The organism is Psychrobacter piscatorii (assembly GCF_043641605.1).
Taxonomy (GTDB): Bacteria; Pseudomonadota; Gammaproteobacteria; order Pseudomonadales; family Moraxellaceae; genus Psychrobacter; species Psychrobacter piscatorii_C.
The window spans coordinates 1-24,859 of sequence record NZ_JBHZRK010000016.1 but is presented as its reverse complement, the minus strand read 5'-3'; the positions used below and the strand labels follow the sequence as shown (position 1 = coordinate 24,859).

Below are 24,859 nucleotides of genomic sequence, written 5' to 3'. Positions count from 1 at the left end.
GGGAGCTATGACACACGCCCTAGCTTTTCTGATATTGCCTTATCCATGCTTATAGCACCGCCACCTTGTACTGCTAAAGCAATCAAAGCCACCATCAAGGTCAATGCGTATTCGTAGCCACCATCAGCGGCAAATAGGCCATTGCTGATATGGACAGAGAAAATAGCGACTAGCATCGTAAAAGCGGCGACCAATGCAGCAGGTCGAGTCAGCAATCCTAATACTAAGGCAAGACCACCAAAGAACTCAGCACCGCCTGCTAAGATGGCCATCAGGTAGCCAGGTTCCATGCCCATACTGCTCATCCACCCAGCCGTACCTGCCAGCCCATTGCCACCAAACCAGCCAAATAGCTTCTGCGCACCGTGTGCCATCAAAATCAGGCCCACAGGCACACGAAGGATTAGGGCAGCAACGCCAGCTTTCGATGTTAAAACTCTATTTAATAATGAGGATTGCATTGATGAGTACTCCATAACGTAGTAGTAAAATAAGGTGTTTAGATATTGGTATAAACATACTTTACTATCATCGTTACGGAAGAGTAAGCCAAGTTATATTGAATAATTATCAACGTAATGTTGTTAATTGATTGGATATAAACCTTAATAAGTGTGGAAAAGACACAGACAAAATACCATCGTCGTATGACTCATTAATGTATTATTACATCCAAAATAGGTTGGCCATATTCTACACCGATCCCATCCTTAACCACTATCTCGCTAACAATACCGTCATGCTCACTCACGACAGGGAGCAGGCGCGTCAGCTCTTCAATAAAGCAAACGGTTTGGCCTTTTTCAATACGATCGCCTTTTTTAACAAGATTATCCGTCACGGCGTCAGCGCTTAAATGCACGATACCCACATGCGTGGCACATACCTGCGCAGACTCATTGCTATCATTTTCAGCGAGGTTCTCACCGTTGTCTGCTTCAAATGGTAGACGATGGCGCTGCGAATAAATAGCATTAACCACTTTGATTGACTGACCACCCTCTACGATCGTCATTTCCTGTAATTGGCTGCGCTCAATAAGCTGCACCACTCGCTCGACTTGTTCGATATCCATCATACCCTCCTTATATTATATTTTTTATTCGATACTGTTTTTAGCTCAGCCCAGTTTTTAGCTTAGCCCAAGATATTTGGCAATGGTCATGATACTGAGCACACTCATCGCAATAGCGATCAGCCAGCCAAAGGCAGCAATCCAAATAGGATGCTTATAGTTGCCAACGATGTTTTTTCGATAAGCGGCAATCAGAATAATCACCATCGCAATAGGCAAGACCAAGCCGTTCAATGTACCGACCAGTACCAGCACTTGAGCGGGCTTACCAATGGTGGCAAAAACAAGCGTTGAGATGACGATAAAACCGATAATAAAATAGCGCTTATAGGTTTCAATAAAGGGATGGAAATTGGTCATAAATGACACTGAGGTGTAAGCCGCGCCAATGACCGAGGTCACAGATGCCGCCCAAATGACGATGCCAAAGATCACTTTACCCACGTTACCTAAGATATGCTCAAAAGGCGACATCGCAGGGTTTGACGGATCTAAAGTTAGGCCTTGTGACACCACGCCCAGAACAGCAAGGAATAAAAATACCCGAATCACTGAAGCGACCAAAATGCCCGTGACTGAGCTTTTGGTCACTGAGCTTAGATTTTCCTCACCTGTCACGCCCGCCTCTAGCAAGCGGTGTGCGCCAGAAAAAGTGATATATCCGCCGACCGTACCACCGACCAAGGTCACGATGGCTACCGCATCTATTTTGTCCGGCATGATGGTTTTGGTCGCCGCTTCTGCCAAAGGTGGGTCTGATTTGAACACCACATAGATGATTAAGACAATTAAGATAAAGCCCATGAGCTGAGCAAACTTATCCATTAAAGGCCCTGTCTCTCGGCCCAAAAATATCCCAACGGCAATCACACCACTAATCAGGGCGCCCGTAATTGGCGAGATATTAAACATCGACTGCATGCCAAGGCCAGCACCGCCGATATTACCAATATTAAAGGCAAGCCCGCCTGCAATAATCAAAAATGCCAGTAGATAACCAACTCCAGGAAACACCAAGTTGGCGATTTCCTGTGCGCGTTTTTTGGATACCGCTACCACGCGCCAGACATTGAGCTGGACGCCAATATCCATAATGATTGATATTAAAATAACAAAGCCAAAGCTTGCCATTAAACTTTCGGTAAAAGTAGCGGTTTGGGTTAAGAATCCCGGCCCGACTGCTGAAGTGGCCATCAAAAATGCCGCGCCCAAAATGGCGGTATTGTGCTTTTTTAAGGTACTCATAAACATCCTTGTTTTGTACAGAACAACTGACTTGAGCCATTAACGTTCACACAGCTATCCATCAAATGATTATTATGCAGATATCGTGATACCCTTTCGTTCTAATTGTTCTTTGATCTCTTCAGCAAATAAAATGGCGTGCGCGCCATCGCCATGCAGACAGATACTCTCTGCCTCAACAGGCACGACCTCACCGCAGACACTGGTCACCGTCCCTTGGGTAATCATCTGCAATACATGGTCAATAGCCGCTTGGGTATCGGTGAGAAGCGCGTTGTCTTTACTGCGCGAGACCAATGAGCCATCTTTTTCATAGTTTCTGTCCGCGAATACCTCAGATATCGACACCATCCCCTGACGTTTGGCGGCAGCAACCAGATGACCCCCTGACAGCCCCATGACTTTTAAATTGGGATCAAAGCGTTTGATCTCACTGACCAAAATATCAGCGAGCGACTCATCAACAGCCGCTTGGTTGTATAAAGCACCATGCGGTTTGACATAATCTAATGACACACCGACCAGATCACACAGCGCTTTGGTTGCACCAAGCTGATAGGCCATCAATGCCCGATAGCCTTCCTCGTCCAAAGACTGATTGGTGCGACCAAAGTTTTCTCTATCGTCAAGCCCTGGGTGTGCTCCAACTCTAACGTTGTTTTTTTTGGCCAATTGCAAGGTCGCTATCATCTCTGCATAAGAGCCAGCATGCAGCCCGCAGCAAACATTGGCAGAGCTGACAATGGTAAGCAGTTTATCGTCTTGTCCGCAGCCTTCGGCAACGTCTGCATTCAAATCAATGTTCATAACTATACTCCTGTATCTGATCGATATAATGTTGTCGGTTGTGGCGCGCACGGTGCGCCTGCCTGCTATCTACGAGGGTAAATTGACAAGTTTTACCAAATCTTATTTGTGCCATTAATCCGATATCGGCATCGATAACGGTAGCAATTTTAGGATAACCGCCCGTGGTTTGCCCGTCTGCCATTAGCACAATTGGCTGACCTTGCGGCGGCACTTGAATCATACCCATATCGACACCGTGCGAACTCATCTCGTTGGGCTCTGTTAACTCAAGCGATAACTCACCCGCCAAGCGATAACCCATACGGTTACTGCTGGTCTGTAGCTGCCACGGCTGGGAGACAAAAGCCGTCTGCGCAGATGGTGTAAAGCAATCATACTCGCTACTTTTAATCACACGGATGGTATTGGTTGGTGCAAGAGGAGCCACACCGATGATGGGCAAGCTTGACGGTGCTTTTACCTTTAACCTATCATCCACTTGTAAGTACCTACCGTTAAAGCCGCCGAAACCAGCTTTTAAATTGGTACTACCCGATTGCAATATAGACTCAATATCAAACCCACCATGCACGCAAAGATACGCATACATGCCTTCTATCGAACGTAGTAGCTTGAGGGTTTGCCCCGCTTTTGCATTGATGCGCCAATAACTGGGTATACGCTTGTTATCCAAATATACCTCATAAAGCGCGCCTGTGAGACAAAAGCTGACATCTGCCTCAAACTGCAGCGTCAACTCACCCATCGCCAGCTCAATTGCCGGCTCGTCACGCTCATTTTTTAGTAAAGCATTACCTGCTTGCAGCGCCCAATGATCCATTGCGCCACTTCTACCCACGCCCATACTGCGATAACCAAAACGCCCTAGGTCCTGAATACTGGCCATACCATTGGTCGTTAAAATCTTCATTGCTGCCACCTATTGACTCATTTTTTACAGGGTCTTGTTTTATTCATGAATATCTATTGCGGTAAAGCACAAAGTATCACCTGCACTCAGCAACGTTGGCGAATCTTTGGTCAAGTCAAATAAATCGGTGTCTGTCTGACCCAATAACTGCCAACCGCCTGGAGAGGCAAAAGGATAAATGCCTGTTTGCTCGCCACCAATACCGACCGACCCTGCAGGCACGTGCGTCCTTGGGGTAGTATGCCTTGGGAAATGTAGCGACTCAGAGAGACCGCCAAGGTAAGGAAAACCGGGCTGAAAACCAATAAAATAAACGGTGTAAATAGCGCTGGTGTGCAGATCGACCACAGCGTCAATAGGCATCTCAAGCGACGCTGCCATTGCTGCTAAATCAGGACCGTATTTGCCGCCATAATGTACGGGTATCTCGATATGCTTACCGTCGATGATTTTCTCAGGCATCTCCTCAAGCAGCGCGGTCAGTTTGTTTTGTAGCGCGTTAAACTCATCCCATGCTAGCGGGTGACTAAACACGCTAAGCGTATTCATACCGATAATGACTTCTAACACCTCAGGCATGGTTTCAATAATATCCGCCAGCGCCCAGCACTTTTTCTGTTGATCTAGGCTGATAGGCTTGGGAAAAAACAACACAAGGTTGGTTTCACTGCCGATTTGCCATTGTAGGGTCATCCTTGTACGCTCCATGGTTTTTATTATGTGTTCTGGCTATTATCTTGATAACTTGGCATTTATATCTGTTTTATATATTTTCTTTGATCCATTTTTCTAAGTAATGGATACTCATTTGACCCTCACAGAACCCTTTATCGGCAAACAGACGCTGATGCAGATCAATATTGGTATCAATACCCGTGATCTGCGCTTCCGATAATACCCCTTGCATCTTGGTGATTGCTTGCGCGCGCGACTCATCCTGTACACATATTTTGGCAATCAAACTGTCATAAGTAGGCGGTACGGTGTAGTTGGACTCGATATGACTTTCCACTCTGACGCCAAAGCCTGCAGGCAGGTGGCAATAGCTAATATGTCCTGCATTTGGTAAAAAGGTCTTTGGGTTTTCAGCATTGATGCGGCATTCAAAGGCATGACCACTGATGGTGATGTCTTGCTGCTGGTACGCTAGCGGCAGCCCTGCGGCAATGCGTATTTGCTCACGCACGATATCAACGCCCGTCACCATCTCAGTGATGGTATGCTCCACTTGCACACGCGTATTCATCTCAATAAAGAAAAATTCGCCATTTTCGTACAAAAACTCAAACGTCCCTGCCCCTCTATAACCCATCTGCTGGCAAGCCGTGGCACAAGCCTCGCCTATCTGCTGCCTCTGCTCGTCAGTAATCCCAGGTGCAGGTGCTTCTTCAATGACCTTTTGATGGCGGCGCTGCATCGAGCAGTCACGCTCACCCAGATAAATGGCATGACCATGGGTATCAGACAGCACTTGTATTTCGATATGGCGCGGGTGTTGTAAGTATTTTTCGAGATAGACCACAGCGCTGCCAAAGTTGGCTTTGGCTTCGGTTTGGGTCAAGGAGATGGCAGATAATAGATCGGCTTGTTTTTCAACAACACGCATACCGCGACCACCGCCACCGCTTGCGGCTTTGATAATGACTGGATAACCCACATCATTGGCAATCTGTATGACCGCATCGGAGTCTGTTGGCAGCGCGCCCTCAGAACCGGGCACACAAGGCACGCCAGCCGCAACCATTTGCGCCTTGGCGGCGACCTTATCACCCATGGTGCTTATGTTTTCAGCGGTTGGACCAATAAACTGAATGCCTGATGCTTCCACCAATGCCGCAAAGTCTGCATTTTCTGATAAGAACCCATAGCCGGGGTGAATGGCTTCCGCCTGTGTCATTTTGGCCGCTGAGACAATCGCTCTTTGGTTTAGATAGCTTTTTGCGGCATTGGCAGGACCAATACAGATCTTTTCATCCGCCAAACGTACTGGCAAGGAGTCTTTATCTGCTTCTGAATATACGATGACTGACCTAATACCTAACTGCTTGCAAGCCCGACTGATACGTAATGCAATCTCGCCACGGTTAGCGATTAATATTTTGGAGAACATATATTTTCCTAAAAAAGAGAAATCAGATGTTTATTAAGCCACTGCTGGTTAGTTTCTAGGCTGACTGGCAGGTTCAGTGACGAACAAAGCCTGACCATATTCGACGATATCCCCTTCCTTAATCAGAATGTCTTTGATGATACACGCCGTCTCTGCTTTGACCTCATGCATCATTTTCATTGCTTCAATGATGCAAAGCGTCTGCCCGACTTCGACCTGATCGCCTATGCTGACAAATTCATCGGCGTCAGGCTCAGAACGCCGATAGAACGTGCCCAACATTGGCGCTGATATGTCATTTTTTTGCGGTGTGTTTGCTATCTCTTCAGTCTCATTTGCCCTATCACTGGTATTATTTTCATATTTATTATTATCACTAGATGCAAGCGTGGCCTGTTGTTTATTGGTTGCGCTGCTGACAGTACTGGTAGAAGACTGGCTCGTATTTTGCACAGCAGAATGACACACAATAGCGATGCGTGCGTCACCGTCGGTCACCTCTAACGATTGTATATCGGCGTTTTCTGCGATTTTTATCAGCTTCTCTAAATCATCAAAATTGATATTCATATTGGACACTATTCCTTTAGTTTTTATAAAAAGTTGGCTTGAAACAACTGGCGCAAAATCAAAGCAATTATGATGATTTATAAGACTGCTAAGTCTTCATCCTTAGGATCGCAAATAAACATATATCCCGGTGCATGAGTAATCATCAGCTCAGGACGACTGGTCATGGCGATGCTCTGCGGCGTGACACCGCACGCCCAAAATACAGGCACTTCGCCTGCTTTTATGGTTGATGGATCACCAAAGTCTGGAGAACTGATGTCTTTGATACCGATTAGGCTGGGATCGCCGATATGAATGGGTGCGCCATGCACTTGCGGAAAACGTGAGGTGGCTTGCACGGCTTTTGTGATTAACGGATAAGGTATCGGTCTCATACTGACCACCATTTTTCCGTGAAATTTTCCAGCAGGCTCTGTTTCTATATCAGTGATGTACATCGGTACATTGTGGTTGTCTTCGATGTGTCTTATGGGGATGGAGGCACTCAACATAGCCGTCTCAAAAGAGAAGCTACAGCCTAAAAGAAAGCAGACCAAATCGTCGCGCCAATAGTTTGTCAAATCAGATACTTCATCGACCAGCTCACCATGCTGGTATATTCGGTATCTAGATAGATCAGTTCTGAGATCGGCCCCTTTTGCCATTAGCTTCGGCTCTGCGCTACCGATATCGGTGACGTCTAACACAGGGCAAGGCTTGGGATTTCTTTGTGCAAATAACAAAAAGTCGTAAGCCAAATCTTTGGGCACAATGACCAAGTTGGCTTGTATATGACCTTTGCACATACCAGAGGTAGGTTTGTCTATTTTGTTATTTCTGATCAGCGCCCTGACGTCTTGTGGCGACAAGTTCCCTATGTCTGGCATGGTTGTTCCTTTTTATGCGTCATACTAAGAATAGTAAGCTATTGTCTGATAAAAGCATCCTAACAAATATAAATTGATGTGATTGATTTGGCTTCAAACTGTTACAAAAAACACCACGCTTTATATCGTGCTGAATCATGCGTTGACCACTACAATATTAGTGACCGATTAATGATGACAGCCTGCGATATATGAGAGCCGTTATATGAAAGCCATCTCATATATATCGGCGACCTTTAGGAGCATGACCATGTTTGACTCTCATAAGCCCTTGTTATCTACAAAAATGAAATCGCTATTGTTTTCTGCCTGTCTGGTAGGTGGCGTATCACTACTCACCAGCTGTGACTCACAATCCTCAACTACTGATGACAATACAGCGCAAATGGATAAGAATACAGCAGCCTCACAGACGGATACATCCGCGCCTGTTACTGCTGATAATAATGAAACCGCAATAGATAAAGAGCCTATAACTATAGATACAAGCCCGCCTGATGACCAAATGGTGAGTCCATCAGGCTATCAAAAACTGGGCTTTGGGCAAGTCATTACCCCCGCGATTTTGGCGGAGTTAGGCCTGACCAAACAGGAGAGTGACAATGAGCAATGCTACTATGTGAGCGATCCAAAACAGTATTACATGGATCAATCTTATGGCAAACGCGCGTCTGTCCTATATCAAGTGATAGATGGCAAAGTAGCACTGATTACGATTCGAGATTCCAAAACGCCGTTTTATACGGGCGTTCATGTCGATGATGCGGTAACAGCGGTGATGAGCGCGCATGATGACAGTCTTACTTACGAGGTTGATAAATATGCGGTGGATGGTGACTTTTATAACCTAATTGCAAACGTCAACTTTATCGTGACTGGCGATGCAGATGCGGGCGCACTCTTAAAAAAAGAGGATATTAAGCTCAATAATGCCAATGATACCTTACCCATTCAAGTTGAATATCATATCAAAGGTGGTCAAAAACTCAGTAATAACACCATTAGCGAGACTGAATGGACGGTAGAAAATAAGCGTGTATTAAAAGGCAACGTAGAAAGTATTGATATCGGTATTCCAGAAGCAATTTATTTGGTCGAAGGCTGCTCATAAAAATTGGACTTTAAACCCAGAACTAAATATTACACCCTAAACATAAAGAACCCGATAAGCAATCCTACTTATCGGGTTCTTTGTCTGCTATAACGCTACCTAATGTGATGACTATAAGATGATTATAAATCACTCATTCAACGCTTGGCCATGCAATGCATGGCCTAATATCGTATATGCTGCCTTAACTCGTTCTGTATTGGGATATTTTTTATTTGCCAAAATGACAATGCCTATTTTTTTGGCAGGTACATACGCAATATAAGCCCCAAATCCATTCGTTGACCCGGTTTTATTGACCCACACATCATTTAGCACAGGCGTTGGTGGCTCATTCACTTGGATAGCTTGAGGGTTTAAAATAACCTCTGTTGAATTGCCATCTAACAGCATCTGCAGCGTCGTCGGTAACGAATACATCTCCCAAGCCAGCCCTTGCGTAAAGTATTTGGTTTGATAATAGCCTTTTCTATTATTCTCAAGTGCTTGCTGCATCTGAGTATCTACCGTTACCAGCCCCATATTCGCCGCCATGAAGCGTGTCATATCGGCACTGGTTGATTTGATACCGTACGCTTCTGCATCTAGAATACCGGGGTTGACCCTGATTGGCTCACCTGCCTTGTTATAACCAAAGGCATAATCTTTCATTTTATCCGCAGGGACATTGACAAATGTATTGGTCATCTTAAGCGATGGCAACACAGTGTTTTCTATGAGCTTGGTATAGTCATCACTCATACTCAGGGCAGAGATATGGCCGAACAGTCCGATACTGGCATTGGAATACAGACGGGCTGAATCAATAGGAAACTTAGGTTGCCAAGATTTATAATATTGCAGCAGCTCCTTATTATTCTCAATATTTTCAGGCACCTGTAATGGCAATCCGCCTGCGCTATACGTACCCAAGCTGATGAGCTTTGTATTACCAATGGCACTGTTTTTTAGGTAGGGAATGTACTTGTCCGCGGTATCATCGAGTGACAAGGTGCCATTTAATTCTGAATAACTGGCCAGAGTGGCCGCAAAGGTCTTACTCACAGAACCCAGCTCAAAAATTGTGTGCTCTGACACAGGCTGGTTGCGCTGCTTGTCAGACAAACCATAGTTGTAAAAATGTGATTTACCATCGACGATGATTCCAAATGCCATACCAGGGATCTGATATTGGCTCATTAACTGTTCGGCCTGATTATCCACTTCTTGCTCTAAGCGATCATTAGTACTGGCGGCTTGCGCTGGTTCAGATATCAGTAATGTCGATAGCAGTACGCTCAGCGTTAGGCCAAGGAGCGGTTTTTGCATAGATGGTTTTTGAGCAGTCAGTGTTGATGTAAATACGTTCATAAGTAATTTATTAATGCCGTCTGTTTAATTGTGAAAAGGTTGGCTACTAAAGGTAGCAGCTTTTATGGTCATTTATCACCTTGTTTTTTACACTTTATGTTTTTAGCGCCAATGTCCTCTTAGTACTTATTAGCACTTACGCAAAAACAGTAATAAATGGCGCAAAACGCTCAAATAACGACACACCGTAAAGAAAATCAGACAGCAATGAGCGTGTGGTCTGCTACAGTATCAGCCGATTATTCAGACTAGGCGTTATCAAACACGTCATCTATAGTCCCGATCCTTGTATCCAACCAACCGACATAGTAGACACGATGATAAGCGCATTATTCAATGCCATATCAGCCACGATAAAGGAATAAGCCATCCATGATTGCGCTCATTGAACAACACCCTCAGCTCATCAGCTTAGGCATGGTGCTTATTTTGACGATAGCGCTATTATGGCTGATACAACACCTCATGATTCGCTATGGTAAGCGAATATTGGGATTGATTTCTCGTGTCGATTTTTGGCTGCGTGAACATATCGCACGCCTACCACTAATGGTAGGTCTACAGCAAAAATACCCAGCAATGTTTGGCTTTATTACTAAGCGCTTTGCCCGTGGTCACTTTTCTGGTCTGATTCTCACCATTTTGACACTCTTGAATATATATATTTTGGCGCTGTTTGCAGGGTTGGTCGAGGATGTGGTGAACGCGGACTCTATTGTGACCACCGATCTGTTTGTATCGCAGCATATGAGCGTGCTACAAGATTCGAGCATCGTGCCTGCCTTTGTTTTTATCACCAGTTTGGGCTCTACACCGATTACTTGCTTAGTCATTCTGCTGACGGCAATCCTCTGCGCGGTCGTGCGCCAGCCTTATATTTTGGTCGGTCTCCTGATCTCGACCATCGGCAGTACCGCTTTTACTTTTGTGAATAAGATGGTTTTTCAACGTGCCCGCCCGATTGATATTTTATTGCAAGAGCACACCTATTCGTTCCCAAGTGGTCATGCCACCATCAGCATCGCGCTCTATGGATTTCTCGCTTATATGGCGATTCGCTTTAGCCAAAGATTTATTCACCAAGTGCGGATATTATCGCTCGCGCTTTTATTATGTCTGCTTATAGGGTTGAGTCGAATCGTGCTCAATGAGCATTATCTGAGCGATGTGATGGGCGGGTTTTTGGTGGGGACATTATGGCTGACGATTGCCATTAGCATGATGGAATGGCTGACCGCACGGGGGAAAATCAATTGGCGTATCGTATGGTCAGCGCCTCAGCGATATATGGTGTGGTTCAGTGTCGTTGCTGTGCTGATTGCGACCTTTGTATACGCTACTGTTTATCAGTTTCCGTTGCTTGGGTAGTAGTAAAAACTGGAATGATCAAGGCTCGAGTTTAGGGCTTATCATTCGACTTTGATATGGCAAACGCTTGGGAGAATATATCAAAGATGTGCAAATCAGACATTCGGTTGATCTTTATCTTTATATTCTAACGCGACTAGAAAAATGATACATTTCTTATTTCACTACTCTGCTTTAGTTTTAATCGGTGATAATGTTATATCAGGATATGATTCATAACTTCCTTCCCAATTCTTATCTCCTGGAATTACTTTTATTTCCCGCCAGTATTTTACATCGAGAGCTTGATGCTCTATTTTTTCAGGCATAAACGTTTGTGGTATACAGAGCTTTGATTGTTCTGGTAAATATTGTTCTAAATTCGATCGACTAAAATTAATATCGTTTATTTTTGAAGTGACCTCGACCAGTATAATTAAGGACATTAATGCTAAATGAGTATCTTCATAAGAAGGAGTGATACCCTTGTGAATGAAAGCATTTCGAGCGAATCTTGCTTTACTAAGAGACGAGTAAAGATCTTCTTCTATAAGACCTTGCTGATAGAACATTTCTACTTTGTGAGCAGAGTTCCATTGTTGAGATTCCATAAATTTACGCCTCTTAGGTATATTTACAGACTTAGCATCTTCAACAATTGTTTCTTTCCAAATAAACTCTAACATTTGCTCTACGCCAATCCAAGTATGGGCTAGTGCTTCTCGTAATTGATGCTTCTTGTAATATGTAAATGCATTAATGAAAAGCGACGGTGATAACGTTGGCAACTTGGCTAACACCTTATGCCCATAATTATATGCTGATATAACTTTACCAGCTTCCAAAATTTCAGGCTGAAGTAACCTGATGGAAGCTAATGAACCTGCATCACATTCGCCAATAGCACGATGAAAGTCAGAATTACTACTATGAGTTGATGAATGACGATAATAGCCTGTCATATTCATGCTACCTCTCGATATATCTAAAGGTGAGATTGACTCGACATAAACCCCACCTAAGAACACTGAGGCAAGAATACGGTTGAACTCTTCAACAACTAAATTATCGTTTTTAAACTCAGCAATGAATGGAAATATTAAGCTTCCGTCAAAACCAAAACATGCAGGCATTTGTTTTGGTAAGTGCGCATCGAAAAACTTACTTGCTCTATGAAGTTTTACATAATCATAAGTAGAGCTATTTATTTCTTTTAAACTAGGTTGCCATAAATCCAAATTGTCACGTGAGATTAATCTGAAAGGTTTAAAGTTCGCAATCAAAATTGGAGTCTCAATTTTACCCATATATTGCTCGATATTTTTGTAGCACATAACATCTTATTCTCTACTATTTTGGGAGTCTATAAAACCCCAAAATAACTTTTAATAACTTTATTGAAAATATTCATAACCCATATCTATACATAGTAATCAATATATTTAAGCCTAGGCACTAAGTATCATCATATCTTGTATCATTCAACTTTGACACAGCAAGCGCCTGCCCCAATACCTCAAAGACGCGCGGATCAGTCGACTGTGCCACATTAAAGCGCATAAAGCTATCAGCGTCGTCTGCTTGACTAAAGACACTACCAGGGGCAAGCACAACACCGTGTGTCATACAGTGATTGGCCAATAATGAGGCGCTTTGACCCTCAGGCAGCCGGCACCAAAGAAACATCCCTGCTTGCGGCACGAGCCACGGCGTAATACCCACGGCGGCCAAACGCCGAAGCACTTGCGCTCGCATCAGCGCCAGACGATGATATAGCGCATTCATGTGCTTGTGATAGCCGCTATCACTCAGCGCAGACAGTATGACCGCTGCCGCCAGTTGACCACCACCAAAGCCTGTGGCGATTTTTAAATCCAGTAACGGCTCGATATAGTCCGGAGGCGCGGCAATATAACCGCAGCGCAATGAAGCTGAAAGCGTTTTTGAAAAGCTACCGATATAAAATACCGCCGACAAACCGTCTAGCGCGGCCAACCTCGGCGCAGGCGTGGTTTCAAAGTCTGCAAAAATATCATCCTCAATGATATATGTGCCAGCCGCTTGCGCCAATTGCAGCACCCGATAGGCGCTCGCAGGTGTCAGCGTGGCCCCTGTCGGATTGTGTATCGCAGCGTTGGTGATATATAGGCGCGGCTGATGGGCGTGTAACAGCTGTTCAAAAGCAGCCGTATCAGGGCCGTCTTGATTAAAAGGCACACCGATTACTGTCACCTGATGCGCGCGCAATAGCGCATGAAAGTTAAAATAACAAGGATCATCAACGAAGACGGTATCACCTGCGCTGAGCAGCAAACGGCAAATCAAATCAATCGCCTGTGTGCCCGACTCGGTCAGCATCACCTGTGTAGGTTTGGCCTCAATACCCAAACCTGCCATTCGCCGGACCAACAACTGACGTAGCGCAGGCAACCCAAGCGGCGTCGCGTAGTCACTGATCATCGCCACATCACCGCGAGCAACACGGCGTAGCCCTCGGCGTATACCCGCCTCATAAAGCCAATCTGCTGGTAGCCAGCCGCAGCCTGGTTTTAGGGCATCATTTGGCGTCTCAAGTGACTGGCGCGAGACCCACAGCGGATCGACCTCGCGATCCAAGTTCGGCCTTACAGCCGCTAAAGCGCGCGATTTTGAGACCTCAGCGACATAAAACCCCGACCCTGCACGCGCATAAATCACGCCCTCAGCTTCTAGTCGCTCATAGGCGGTCACGATGGTCGACGGCGAAAACCCCATGCTTGATGCCGCTGCGCGCACGGAGGGTAAGCGACTACCTGAAGCATAAGTGACTGTGGCGATTTTGGCTTTGACATCAGCCATAACCATCTCAATGCGGGTCATTTGACGACTCATTAGAGGTTTATCCTTATTATTCTTTCTAACCGTATTGACCATACTATTTATGAGTATTACTCAATTATCGTAGCACTCATCCCCACAAATCATCGCATCAAAACGGTGCTGATTCAAACTATCTGTTCGCTTATCAGACAAAAGTATCTACAACTGTATGGGTACAACTGACCAAACAGTTCGGATTTATTGTACTGGACTGTACGTGGTGGGCATCGTCTGCTTTTGTTGTAATGGTCTAACAGTCAAGCAGCACAAAGCGCAGCTGATACCCCCTAACAAGGCAGAATGATAATGATAAAAACAGCGCAAGTAACACAGGCAACGACCACACAAGGCTGGATAAGCGGCCTTATGGGTGTGATGATTTTTGCAGGCTCTCTACCCGCGACCAAACTTGCTGTCATGGGTTTTGATCCTGTGTTTTTGACCGCCATACGAGCCACGCTTGCTGCCTTGCTTGGCGGCGCTATATTGCTGCTGTGCAAACAGCGGCGACCCACCAAAGCTGACCTGCCTGCACTGATCGTGGTCGCACTTGGCGTGGTGGTTGGCTTTCCACTACTGAGCGCACAAGCGTTGCAGTATATTACCTCTGCACAAGCCATTGTGTTTGTGGGAGTATTGCCGCTATTTACTGCAATGTTTGCGGTGCTGCGCGGTGGTGAGCGCCCATCTGCTTTGTTTTGGCTATTTGCCTTGCTTGGTAGCCTGTGTATCGCAGGCTATGCGGCTGCTCATAGCGGTGAAATGTCAATACTGGGGGCGCTGTGGATGCTGGGTGCGGTCATCACCTGCGCTGTCGGTTATGCCGAAGGCGCACGGCTGTCTCGAATCCTTGGCGGCTGGCAAGTGATCAGCTGGGCGCTGGTCATATCATTACCAATGATGCTACCTATCGCATATTTGACCACACCTGTAGACGTATTTAGTGCCAGCGCGACCGCTTGGCTCGGCCTACTTTATGTGTCGTTTTTTAGTATGTTTATTGGTTTTGTCTTTTGGTATCGCGGTTTGGCATTGGGCGGTATTGCGGCTGTCGGTCAGTTGCAACTGTTGCAGCCGTTTTTAGGATTGATATTGGCGGCTTTTTTGCTACATGAAGCGGTTGATTTGGGTATGGTGATCAGCACAATAGGTGCGCTGCTATGCGTGGTGGCCGCTAAAAAGTTCTCGACATCGCCAGCAGCAATGACCGCATCAAGAAATACTTCTCAATGACAGACGTTTTTAGTTAATAAAAATCTGAATATTGACCCTCCAGCAATTCATATCAAAAAATAATTACGAGAATATCACTGAAGCCAAAGCAGCTATCGATGATGATAGCTGCGACTATTATCATCGCATGAGCGCACTGGGCGTCAATGACGATTTGCTATAACTATAATTATATAAGGATAACAACATGCCGCTAGTACGAATAGACGTGACTGAAGGTCGCAGCGACGACGAGCTTAAAATATTAATGGATACGGTGCAAGACTGCGTCGTGAGCGCGTTTGAAGTGCCTGAGCGAGACCGATATAAAATCGTCACTGAGCATAAGCCCGGACGTATGATTTTGCTCGATACGGGTTTGGGATTTGAGCGCACAGAAGCCGCCATCGTTGTTCAAGTATTTACCAGCCCACGCGCAACAGTGATGAAAAAGAAATTTTGTGAGTTGATGGCAGACAAGCTCCAGACGCATTGCACACTTGACCCAAAAGATTTATTTATCTCTTTTATGACCAATACTGATGTGGATTGGAGTTTTGGCTATGGTGAAATCCAATATCTGAACGGTAAATTGTAAAGCCGATTTCAATTTTTCAATCACGGCATATACAGTCAAAAACTTATAAAAAAAGCGCCATTCTAATAAGATGGCGCTTTTTTCTTATCATTGGCTATCACTTTACAAAGCCAATTTTAATCAGATATATCACTTATAGATTTGGATTCACGATGATTTTCACCGCAGATTCATTGTTATGAATCAAACGCTCAAACCCTTCTGAAATCAAATCATCTAGCTTGATGCGCTGGGTAATAAACGGCTCAAGATCGACAAGTCCGTCTTCGACCAGTTTGATGGTGTCTTCGTGATTGTTCACATATCCAATAGTACCGCGAATATCCAGCTCTTTCATCACCACGCTATGCACGCTGATTTCTGCAGGATGGCTCCAGATAGAGACAATCACCACCACGCCAGCAGGTTTGGTCAGCTCAACCAAGGAGTCGAGCACCGCATTGACACTGGTACATTCAAACGCCACGTCTACGCCGCGATCGTCAGTGATTTTCATCACCTCTTCCTTTAAATCGACTTCGGTCGGATCCAAGACATAGTCAGCCACGCCGCTGTTTTCGGCTTTTTCTTTGCGTTTGGCGCTCAGCTCGGTCAGAATCACCGTCAAACCTTTGGCTTTTAAGACTGACGACAATAACAGACCAATCGGGCCACCGCCGCCGACCAGTGCCACATCGCCTTTTTTTGCGCCGCTGCGGACAAAGGCATGATAGCCGACCGATAAAGGTTCAATCAGAGCGGCTTGGTCTAGTGGAATATCGTTTGAGATCGGATGTACCCAACGGCGTTTGACCGCGATTTTTTCGGACAAACCGCCACCACGTCCGCCTAGACCGATAAAGTTCATGTTTTCTGATAAATGATAGTTCTCCCCTTCAGCGGTAGAGACGTCATCGGCGATGATATACGGCTCAACCACCACGTGCTGACCGACCTCAATATCATCGACACCCTCGCCGACTTCGTAGACCACGCCCGAGAACTCATGCCCCATGGTGATGGGTGCGGACTCGCCTGAGATGGGATGCGGGTGACCACATGGCGGGATAAAAATAGGCCCTTCCATAAACTCATGCAAGTCCGTGCCGCAAATACCGCACCATGCCACGTCGATACCGACCGTACCCGCCTCAACGGTAGGCTCTGGGATGTCTTCAATACGGATATCACCTTTGTCATAAAAACGTGCCGCTTTCATATCATGCTCCTTTGATAAGTCTAGTCGTGGTTAATATGCTGCAATGAGGGTTACTCGCCACCATCATGCCCAGATTAAAGTTGGGCTGTCAACGATGGCCACGTATGCAGTTGTTAAGCGAAAGTAACGCTACTGCATACGCCCAGCCAAGCTATTGATATCGTTAGGAACGGACGTTAAAACAATGAAATAAACTCGTCTTTTATAAAAAATATCAACAGTTGCTTATTTTTTAACAGCCATTACAACTTGGCAAAATCCTCCAAATCAATCACTTGATGGCAGTAATGGCGCATGATGTGGTGATCATGACTGACCATCACCAGCGTGCACTGCTGCGCTTGACACTGCGCCACCAGTAAATCCAGCGTTTCTTTTTGAGTAATGGGATCGAGTCTAGAGGTGACCTCATCAGCGAACAACAACACAGGATTGAAAAGTAGCGCGCGCAAAATCGCCACGCGTTGCAACTCTCCACCTGAGACATTGAGCGCGTTACGTTCAAGAATCCGTTTATCCAGCTTTAACTTTTCTAATAACTCAGGCACACGGTTGGCATCTAACCGATGCTTGCGTATGACATCATTAAGCAAAGTTTGCAGTGGTACATGTGAGGCAAAAGCAGCAGGCGGATCTTGATACAGTTTGAGCACTTGATGGCGCTTGGGTTTGGTCTGCCATGTGATAGCACCGCTAGCTGGTTTTAACAGGCCGCAGAGCGCGTCTCCTAATGAGCTTTTGCCAATTCCGCTGCCACCAATCACGCCAAGCACCTCAGCGCGCTTGAGACTAAAACTCAACCCCTCAAACAATACCCGCTTACCACGCGCTAAACTCACATCTTTTGCGGTCAGTAAGGATTGCTCTTCAATGATTGCGCTATTTTTTGCTGGCCAATTATCAGGCGCGGCAGCGATGAGTTGTTTGGCGTAGTCTGACACGGGTTGATTGAGTACCTGCTCGCCTTTACCTTGCTCCAGCAGTTTGCCTTTTTTCATCACCATGATGCGGTCATCAGCACCCACGCTCAGCGCTCCTGCCACATCGATATCATGAGTGATGGTCAGTAGTGTGCCGCCATCGCGGGCGACGTTTTTGAGCAGATTAATCACCGCTTGTTTGTTGATCTCATCTAGACCTTTGGTCGGCTCATCAGCGATGACAATATACGCGCCGCCCGAGGTGGCAATTGCAAAAGACGCGCGCTGCGCCATGCCGCCTGACAGCTCGTGCGGATAGTAATTGGCAAATTTGCCCAGCCCGAGCGTCTCTATCTTCTCTTGTGCCAATTGCTTACTGACCTTGTTGTCTTGTTTGGCGACAAAATACAGGCTCTCCCACACTTGGCTGAGCACGTCCATCGTAGGATTCAGCGAACGGCTTGGCTCTTGCGGCAGCATCGCCATACGGCGTCCCCAGTAGGCACGCAGCTGCGGCTTGGTCAACGCTTGGTTTTCGATCAAAATATCGCCGCGGCTCAATAGCTCATCAGGCAATGCGCCCATGATGGCTTGTGCCAGCAAACTTTTACCCGAGCCTGTTTCACCCAAAATGGTCAGATTTTGGCCTTTGTATAACGTAACGCTGATGGGCTCAACCAAACCCAGCCCAGACTTGGTAAATACCGCCAAGTCGTCCGTTTTTACCAATACATTTGTGGCGGCCTTATCAACATTGGCAGCATTAGGAGCATTGTCTCCTGTAGTATGCGCGATCATTTCATTTTTCCTGAGAGTAATTGTAGGCTTAATACCAGAATAAAGACGGCAATAATAGGCTGAAGAAACACAAACGGCGCTTGATAGTAATACGGAAACAGCTCCGTCATCATCAGGCCCAGCTCAGCGGTAGATGGACGCAAACCAACATTGATAAAGCCTAACGTAGCCAGTGCCAGCACCGCATTACCTGCCGCAAAAGCACTTAGAGTGGCAACAACAGGCAAAATCTTGGGCAAAAAGTGCCGTTTAAAACAATAGAAAAAATCCATACCCATCAAACGCGACGCTTCGATCTCGCGGCTGCTGGCGATGGTTTGGGTCATGGCACGCACCATGCGAAAGAACTCAACCCAAAGCACCAAGGAGATACCCAGATAAAGTGACCAAAAGGTGTTAGGCGCAATCGCTGCAAATAATAAGACGAACAGCAGCCCCGGTAGCGCCATGATAATGTCACATAAAAAGGTGCATATCTTATCCACCCAGCCGCCAAAATAGCCGCTGAGCACACCCATCAATAGTCCAAAGAATAGGGCAAAACCCACTGATAGGACAATCAGTAAAAACGACAACCGAATGGCAGACGCGACCCGTGCCAGCATATCTCGACCAAAGTGATCGGTGCCAAACCAATGGCTGACACTGGACGATTGCAGCATATTACCAAGGTCTTGTATGTCGGCATCTATCGGATAGTACAGCGGCTGCAAAAACGCAAAAACTAATAATAAAATGAGTAGTAGTCCGCCAAATTTTTGTACTGGTTGTAGGGCATGAACCCCGCTAAAAATAGTCATAAAATCATAATTCCTCATGTGGCTTCAGTTTGTGGCTTTAATTTATGGCTTGGGTTTGTAGTTGTCATTCTGTGATAAAGCGTTTTGACAATAGCTTTGGCAGTAATGATTAACGTGCCAAATCAATACGCGGATCAATCAACCCACTGAGCAAATCCACCACCATATTGAGCACCACAAACATACCGCCCATAATCAACGCGGTGCCTTGTATCATCGGCACATCACGCGCGACGATGGCATGCACCAACGCATGACCACTACCAGGCCAAGCAAACAAACTCTCCACAATCACCACCCCTTCAACCAAATACACGAGCTGTACTGAGTGATAAGCCAAAATCGGAATGGTCACGTTACGTAAACCATGCCGACAAAACGCCGTCCATTTATTCAGTCCTTTAAGCTTGGCAAAATCATAATATTCAGACGTTTGTACCTGTACCATCGCATGGCGACTCACGCGAACCGACACCGCAGACAGCCCAATTGCCAAGGTCAATGCAGGTAAAATATAATGCTGCGGCGTGCCATAACCTGCAGCGGGCAGCCATTTTATCTGGACGGCGAGTAGCGTGATGAGCGCGATACCAATAATAAAGATAGGCACAGAACGCAGTACGGTACTCGCCACCAACGTCAGACGATCAAACACCCCATTGGGGCGCTGCGCCGCCAGCAAACCCAGCGGTGGCCCGATAAAAACCGATATCGCCAGTGCCGCCAGTGCCAAAGACAGCGTGTGCCCAAACTGATGCGCAATCTCCGCCCATACTGACTCGCCACTGACCAAAGAATGCCCAAGGTTAAACTGCACCAAATCCAGCAACCAATCAAAATAGCTTTGCCACCACGGTTGATCCAATCCAAGCTCTGAGCGCACCAGTGCGGCGGCGGCGGCGTCCGTTTGGTCATAGCCGTAGCGACTGGCGGCGATACGGTACGCCATATCACCGGGCAAGCTGCGGGTCAGCACAAAGGTCAGCGTACCAACCGACCAGACCACCAAGAGCAGCTGCAGCACCCGATGAGCAATATATTTAAACATAGTTATCCATTACAATTTTTTAGGGTTATAAAGCATTGTGGTTGTCGCGCAAATGACAGTAAAAACGCCTTACCAAGACAGCTTGTTTAGATAAAAGTTGCGCTCCAAACCATCAATCTCTAAGCCTTTTAGTGACTTATGCGCGGCGGCGTTTTGTTGGTAGTACACCACAGGTACAACAGGACGCTCATCAAAGATGATCTGTGAGACGCGTTGTTTGGTCGCCGCATCACTGTCTTTGGTCGTTTCAAGCGTTGATAACAACTCGTTAAGCTCCGCATTGCGCCAATTCATCACGCCCCAATCGCTGCCTTGTGGGTCAAAATCTTCGACCAGTGAGCCGATTGGATCAGGGGTCATGCCGTAGTTACGCGCATAGAGTCCCATCTCAAGCGTGCCATCTTGATGACCTGAGGGAATCTCTGAGAAATTACCGACGGACACGTCGACGTCGACGCCGAGTTTTTTCCACTGCGCTTGCAAGGCGGTGGCGATGATAGGCAGCTCAGGACGGTCTGAGAATGTGCGTAAGGTAAACTTAAAGGGTTTGCCGTCTTTTTGGAGCATGCCATCACTACCTTCAGTGAAGCCTGCGTCTAATAGGCGCTGCTTGATAGCTTGTGGGTCAGGCTGCTGGTTTGGGGTGTTGATTTGCCAGTCTTTGAAAATCGGCGGCAAAATTTGCGCGGCGGCGGCATTATCAGCATGCATCACAGATTGGGCAATGGCTTGTCTGTCGATGGCATCACTGAGTGCTTGGCGCACGCGTACATCACGGAACAGCGGATGGTCCGCATTGACTTTGTATTCGATGGTACGCGCCAAGGACTTTGACTGAACTTGTAGATTCGGGTCTTGCTGTAGGCGGGCGAGACTGGCTGAATCTAAGGTAAATACGAGGTAATTAGGTTTGCTCTGTGCCAGCAGGGTGCGGGTTTCGCTGCGACTGTTGGCTAAGTAAGTAATGTCTTGGATCTTGGCTTTTTCGCCCCAGTAGTCGGCAAAGGCTTTTTGCTCGATTTTTTGTGGTGGCTCAAATTTGGTGACATAGTATGGCCCTGTACCGATCAGCTGAGTGACCTCATTATTCTCATCAAACGATGAGCTGGCCAAAATGATACTGGTCGCATGCGCTAAATAAGCGGGGAAAGACATCAGCGGCCGCTCTAGGCTGATTTCAACTGTTTTGTCATCAACGGCTTTGATGTCTGAGATTGCAGCCGACTCCAACGCAGTGGGCTTGCTAAGCGAGACCTGCAGGCTTTTTACCACATCATCCGCTGTCAACGGCGAGCCATCATGAAATTTCACCCCATCACGCAACACAAACGTCCATACATCGCCCTTATCATTAGACGACCAGTTTTGTGCCAGCATGGGCTGTAGCTCTGCATTTTGTTTGGCGTCCACCAACGTCTCGGCAATTTGCAAACGCTGAAAGATAAATCCAGACTTACTGGGATCAGCGGAGGTTAGCTCCCACGGCGTCACCACGATTAAATCCTGCTGACTGTCATCGTTTGCCGCTGTATTCGTCGCGTTATTGCCCACTGTTTGCGCACCAGCAATGACATACCATGCCAGCCCTGCTAGCACCACCAATACCGAAATCAAGCCAATTTTTTTCATATATCTTCCGTTATAGTATAACATTTCAAAAAAACGTTATGTTATAACGAAAGGTATTAAAGGTAAACCTTTTTCTACTAAGGCTAAGTACTAATCCTCATGCCATTTTATGAGTTCAAAACGATACTAACCTTATAAAAATACATTGCTTACGCATCATAATTTTTATAAAAATATCGAGTAAATTCATCGCTTTGTACAGAGAAAAACCAAAAGAACAAGACTGCCTTTCGCAAAAATATATGGCTATACTGCGTTTGAATTATTTAATATAGATAAGTAAATGCTCCAAAATTTCAAAAAAATATTGGTCATTTTTAGTATAGTAGCGGTTATTGGTGGGACACTAACCTTTGTCATGACTTGGAATAATCTTGGTTTTGGGGATGGTTTTCTGCGGGCTTGGCTGAGCTCTTTTGCGCTTTGCGTCATCTGCATTGCACCTATCGGTGGCGTGATCGCCTTACTAATCAATAAAATATTACGGGCGGTATTGCCAGATATTTCCACCGTGCAGATGAATGTCATTTTTGGTCTATGCATGGCAGTCATCATGGAATCGATCATGGCCGTGGTTACCACGATTAATCTCAATGACTTCTCTGATTGGCATCACTTTCTTTCTATGTGGATTGCCAGTTTATTGACCGCCCTTCCGATTGGTATTTTCTTTTCAATCATTCTCTCGTTAATCATCAAACCCAAACTTGAGCTTTTTTGGGCAAAATAATTGTGGAATAAAAACAACGAATTCATAGAAGAGCGGTCGATAAAACAAAAAAGGTCTGAGCGAATGGCTCAGACCTTTTTATATTTAAATGAAAGTTTTTATACAGATTTGCGATACCAGCTATCAATAACATACCTGATAATATATTTGCCCATTTTTTATAGACAAATAGCTTTTAAGCATTATCGGCAATACGGATGATAGGCTTTAAGGTAGTACCCTCGGCACTGTCTTTTGCCGCTTGATTGATGTCTTTAAAATCATAGTATTTGACCAATTTATCAAAGGCAAAACGTCCTTGTAAATAAAGCTCTACCAGCTGCGGGATAAATATCTTGGTAGTCGCGTCGCCCTCAACGATACCTTGGATGGATTTGCCGCCAAGCAGCAAGTCATTGACATCAAAGTTGGCATCTGTCTCAAGCGCCGGTGCGCCTACGACACCAATGGTGCCAAGTGTGCCTAGCGAGTCGATACCTTGACGCAAGACAGCTGGAATACCCGTTGACTCTAAGGCAAATAGCGCGCCGCCGCCTGTGATGTCGCGTACTTTTTCGACGACGTCTTCTTCTTTACTATTGATAACGTGGGTCGCGCCAAGCTCCTTGGCAAGCTCCAACCGTGAGGGCACCACATCGACCGCAATGATGGTCGTCGCGCCTGCTACTTGTGCGGCCAGTACTGCAGACAAGCCCACAGCGCCTGCACCGAAAGTCACAAAGCTCGTGCCTGGGCGCACTTTTAGCGAATTGATGACCGCGCCTGCTCCTGTCTGAATGCCGCAGCCTAACGGGCCAAGCAATTCAATCGGGGCGTCTTTAGATACCTTGATGGTATTGCTCTCTAAGCTGAGCGCATAGGTCGCGAATGAGGACTGGGCAAAGAAATGGTCGTTGAGCGGGTTGCCGTCAGCGTCTTGAATGGCGTTATTGCCGTCCATGTCACTGCCGCCAAAGTTGCGCGGGTAAAACTCTTTACAATAGGGCTCGTGACCTGAATGACACGAACTGCATTGTGAGCAATAGCCATAGCTCAGCACCACATGATCGCCTACTGCAATGTCTTTGACCAGTGGCCCGACTTTTTCGACGATGCCTGCACCTTCGTGACCCAATACCAGCGGCAGCGGCACGGGGTAATCTTGGTCACGCACGATCATATCGGTGTGACACATGCCTGTGGCGACGATTTTCACCAGTACTTCATCGTCTTTGGGCGCGCGAATTTTGGCTTGCTCCAAGGTAAAGTCAGCGCCCTTTTCTCGGGTGACGGCGGCGGTAATGTCGGTATATTCTGTTGTACTCATGTCTAAAATCCTTTTTTATCATATGCGGTGAAGCCTAGCGCTGATAAGCACTGCATCTATTCTATATGCCTGTTTTAGGGCGGAGTGCTTGCTACTAGAGCATTTTTTATGCTGAAATATTATATTTTTTATAGAATTGTGGCATGACTGAAATAGACTTTTTTAAAACCGCTACTTTACAGCGGACACTTTAAAGTAAGTCTATCTAAAATATACGTGAGCGCCGCAGGCAGTGTCAACACAGAAACTGGCGCTGTATCCGTTTTGATACAAACGTACTGGACAGCACTAGGGCGTGTCTTCAATTCATCTTACAATGAACGATAGTACATGCCAGATAAAGCATTGACTTAAAATTACGAGC

The 24,859-nt window shown here is 46.1% G+C and carries 23 protein-coding genes; 5 read left to right on the top strand and 18 right to left on the bottom strand.

Features of this window, described 5'->3' with window-relative positions:
- Positions 1 to 5: 5 nt before the first annotated feature.
- From ACHUET_RS12885 to ACHUET_RS12845, 9 genes are all read right to left on the bottom strand, one after another.
- Complete coding sequence (locus tag ACHUET_RS12885) at positions 6 to 461, bottom strand: DoxX family protein (protein ID WP_371532260.1); 456 nt, start codon at positions 459 to 461, stop codon at positions 6 to 8.
- Between the two features lie 194 nt (positions 462 to 655).
- Positions 656 to 1,078 (bottom strand): acetyl-CoA carboxylase biotin carboxyl carrier protein, encoded by a 423-nt coding sequence (locus ACHUET_RS12880; protein ID WP_394213343.1) that lies wholly within the window; start codon positions 1,076 to 1,078, stop codon positions 656 to 658.
- Positions 1,079 to 1,132: 54 nt separating this feature from the next.
- Entirely contained in the window at positions 1,133 to 2,320 is a 1,188-nt protein-coding gene (locus ACHUET_RS12875) for an NRAMP family divalent metal transporter (protein ID WP_394213342.1), read from the bottom strand.
- 72 nt (positions 2,321 to 2,392) lie between these two features.
- Positions 2,393 to 3,127 carry a 5-oxoprolinase subunit PxpA gene (gene pxpA / locus ACHUET_RS12870; RefSeq protein ID WP_394213341.1) on the bottom strand — a complete coding sequence of 245 codons (735 nt, stop codon included), beginning with the start codon at positions 3,125 to 3,127 and terminating at the stop codon, positions 2,393 to 2,395.
- Positions 3,117 to 4,040, bottom strand: a complete 924-nt coding sequence (locus tag ACHUET_RS12865; protein WP_394213340.1) for a 5-oxoprolinase subunit C family protein — start codon at positions 4,038 to 4,040, stop codon at positions 3,117 to 3,119. Before ACHUET_RS12865 ends, pxpA begins: the two co-directional genes overlap by 11 nt.
- 39 nt (positions 4,041 to 4,079) lie before the next feature.
- Positions 4,080 to 4,733, bottom strand: coding sequence for a 5-oxoprolinase subunit PxpB (pxpB, locus tag ACHUET_RS12860; protein WP_394213338.1), 654 nt, complete (start codon positions 4,731 to 4,733; stop codon positions 4,080 to 4,082).
- Positions 4,734 to 4,803: 70 nt separating this feature from the next.
- Positions 4,804 to 6,150 carry an acetyl-CoA carboxylase biotin carboxylase subunit gene (accC, locus tag ACHUET_RS12855; protein WP_394213337.1) on the bottom strand — a complete coding sequence of 449 codons (1,347 nt, stop codon included), beginning with the start codon at positions 6,148 to 6,150 and terminating at the stop codon, positions 4,804 to 4,806.
- Between the two features lie 48 nt (positions 6,151 to 6,198).
- Entirely contained in the window at positions 6,199 to 6,720 is a 522-nt protein-coding gene (gene accB / locus ACHUET_RS12850) for an acetyl-CoA carboxylase biotin carboxyl carrier protein (protein ID WP_394213336.1), read from the bottom strand.
- Positions 6,721 to 6,797: 77 nt separating this feature from the next.
- Complete coding sequence (locus ACHUET_RS12845) at positions 6,798 to 7,589, bottom strand: putative hydro-lyase (RefSeq protein ID WP_394213335.1); 792 nt, start codon at positions 7,587 to 7,589, stop codon at positions 6,798 to 6,800.
- Between the two features lie 250 nt (positions 7,590 to 7,839).
- On the opposite strand from ACHUET_RS12845, the gene ACHUET_RS12840 reads away from it, so the two are divergent.
- Positions 7,840 to 8,700 (top strand): hypothetical protein, encoded by an 861-nt coding sequence (locus tag ACHUET_RS12840; RefSeq protein WP_394213333.1) that lies wholly within the window; start codon positions 7,840 to 7,842, stop codon positions 8,698 to 8,700.
- A gap of 129 nt (positions 8,701 to 8,829) precedes the next feature.
- Here ACHUET_RS12840 and ampC read toward each other — a convergent pair whose 3' ends face one another.
- Positions 8,830 to 10,050, bottom strand: coding sequence for a class C beta-lactamase (gene ampC, locus ACHUET_RS12835; protein ID WP_394213332.1), 1,221 nt, complete (start codon positions 10,048 to 10,050; stop codon positions 8,830 to 8,832).
- A gap of 372 nt (positions 10,051 to 10,422) precedes the next feature.
- Here ampC and ACHUET_RS12830 point away from each other — a divergent pair, with 372 nt between their 5' ends.
- Positions 10,423 to 11,418: a phosphatase PAP2 family protein gene (locus ACHUET_RS12830; protein WP_394213330.1), complete on the top strand. Its 996-nt coding sequence runs from the start codon at positions 10,423 to 10,425 to the stop codon at positions 11,416 to 11,418.
- 164 nt (positions 11,419 to 11,582) lie between these two features.
- Here the strand turns inward: ACHUET_RS12830 and ACHUET_RS12825 are convergent, their stop codons facing one another.
- Both ACHUET_RS12825 and ACHUET_RS12820 read right to left on the bottom strand, forming a co-directional pair.
- Positions 11,583 to 12,704, bottom strand: a complete 1,122-nt coding sequence (locus ACHUET_RS12825) for a hypothetical protein (RefSeq protein WP_394213329.1) — start codon at positions 12,702 to 12,704, stop codon at positions 11,583 to 11,585.
- A 148-nt stretch (positions 12,705 to 12,852) separates the two neighbouring features.
- On the bottom strand, positions 12,853 to 14,268 hold the full coding sequence (locus ACHUET_RS12820) for an aminotransferase-like domain-containing protein (protein ID WP_394213327.1): 1,416 nt from the start codon (positions 14,266 to 14,268) through the stop codon (positions 12,853 to 12,855).
- Positions 14,269 to 14,562: 294 nt separating this feature from the next.
- On the opposite strand from ACHUET_RS12820, the gene ACHUET_RS12815 reads away from it, so the two are divergent.
- Positions 14,563 to 15,489: a DMT family transporter gene (locus tag ACHUET_RS12815; protein WP_394213325.1), complete on the top strand. Its 927-nt coding sequence runs from the start codon at positions 14,563 to 14,565 to the stop codon at positions 15,487 to 15,489.
- A 187-nt stretch (positions 15,490 to 15,676) separates the two neighbouring features.
- The gene (locus ACHUET_RS12810) at positions 15,677 to 16,066 is read left to right on the top strand and encodes a tautomerase family protein (RefSeq protein WP_394213323.1); all 390 of its coding nucleotides are present in this window, start codon (positions 15,677 to 15,679) and stop codon (positions 16,064 to 16,066) included.
- A 133-nt stretch (positions 16,067 to 16,199) separates the two neighbouring features.
- On the opposite strand, the gene ACHUET_RS12805 is transcribed toward ACHUET_RS12810, so the two are convergent.
- The 5 genes from ACHUET_RS12805 to ACHUET_RS12785 form a co-directional block, all read right to left on the bottom strand.
- Positions 16,200 to 17,264 (bottom strand): 2,3-butanediol dehydrogenase, encoded by a 1,065-nt coding sequence (locus ACHUET_RS12805; RefSeq protein ID WP_394213321.1) that lies wholly within the window; start codon positions 17,262 to 17,264, stop codon positions 16,200 to 16,202.
- A gap of 242 nt (positions 17,265 to 17,506) precedes the next feature.
- Positions 17,507 to 18,982 carry an ABC transporter ATP-binding protein gene (locus ACHUET_RS12800; protein ID WP_394213319.1) on the bottom strand — a complete coding sequence of 492 codons (1,476 nt, stop codon included), beginning with the start codon at positions 18,980 to 18,982 and terminating at the stop codon, positions 17,507 to 17,509.
- A complete protein-coding gene (locus tag ACHUET_RS12795) occupies positions 18,979 to 19,782 on the bottom strand; it encodes an ABC transporter permease (RefSeq protein ID WP_394213318.1) in 804 nt (267 codons plus the stop codon). Before ACHUET_RS12795 ends, ACHUET_RS12800 begins: the two co-directional genes overlap by 4 nt.
- Before the next feature lie 109 nt (positions 19,783 to 19,891).
- The gene (locus ACHUET_RS12790; protein WP_394213317.1) at positions 19,892 to 20,830 is read right to left on the bottom strand and encodes an ABC transporter permease; all 939 of its coding nucleotides are present in this window, start codon (positions 20,828 to 20,830) and stop codon (positions 19,892 to 19,894) included.
- A gap of 69 nt (positions 20,831 to 20,899) precedes the next feature.
- Positions 20,900 to 22,459: an ABC transporter substrate-binding protein gene (locus tag ACHUET_RS12785; protein ID WP_394213315.1), complete on the bottom strand. Its 1,560-nt coding sequence runs from the start codon at positions 22,457 to 22,459 to the stop codon at positions 20,900 to 20,902.
- A 283-nt stretch (positions 22,460 to 22,742) separates the two neighbouring features.
- Here ACHUET_RS12785 and ACHUET_RS12780 point away from each other — a divergent pair, with 283 nt between their 5' ends.
- The gene (locus ACHUET_RS12780) at positions 22,743 to 23,189 is read left to right on the top strand and encodes a DUF2798 domain-containing protein (RefSeq protein ID WP_394213313.1); all 447 of its coding nucleotides are present in this window, start codon (positions 22,743 to 22,745) and stop codon (positions 23,187 to 23,189) included.
- Positions 23,190 to 23,364: 175 nt separating this feature from the next.
- Here ACHUET_RS12780 and ACHUET_RS12775 read toward each other — a convergent pair whose 3' ends face one another.
- Positions 23,365 to 24,495, bottom strand: coding sequence for an NAD(P)-dependent alcohol dehydrogenase (locus tag ACHUET_RS12775; protein WP_394213312.1), 1,131 nt, complete (start codon positions 24,493 to 24,495; stop codon positions 23,365 to 23,367).
- Positions 24,496 to 24,859: the final 364 nt, after the last annotated feature.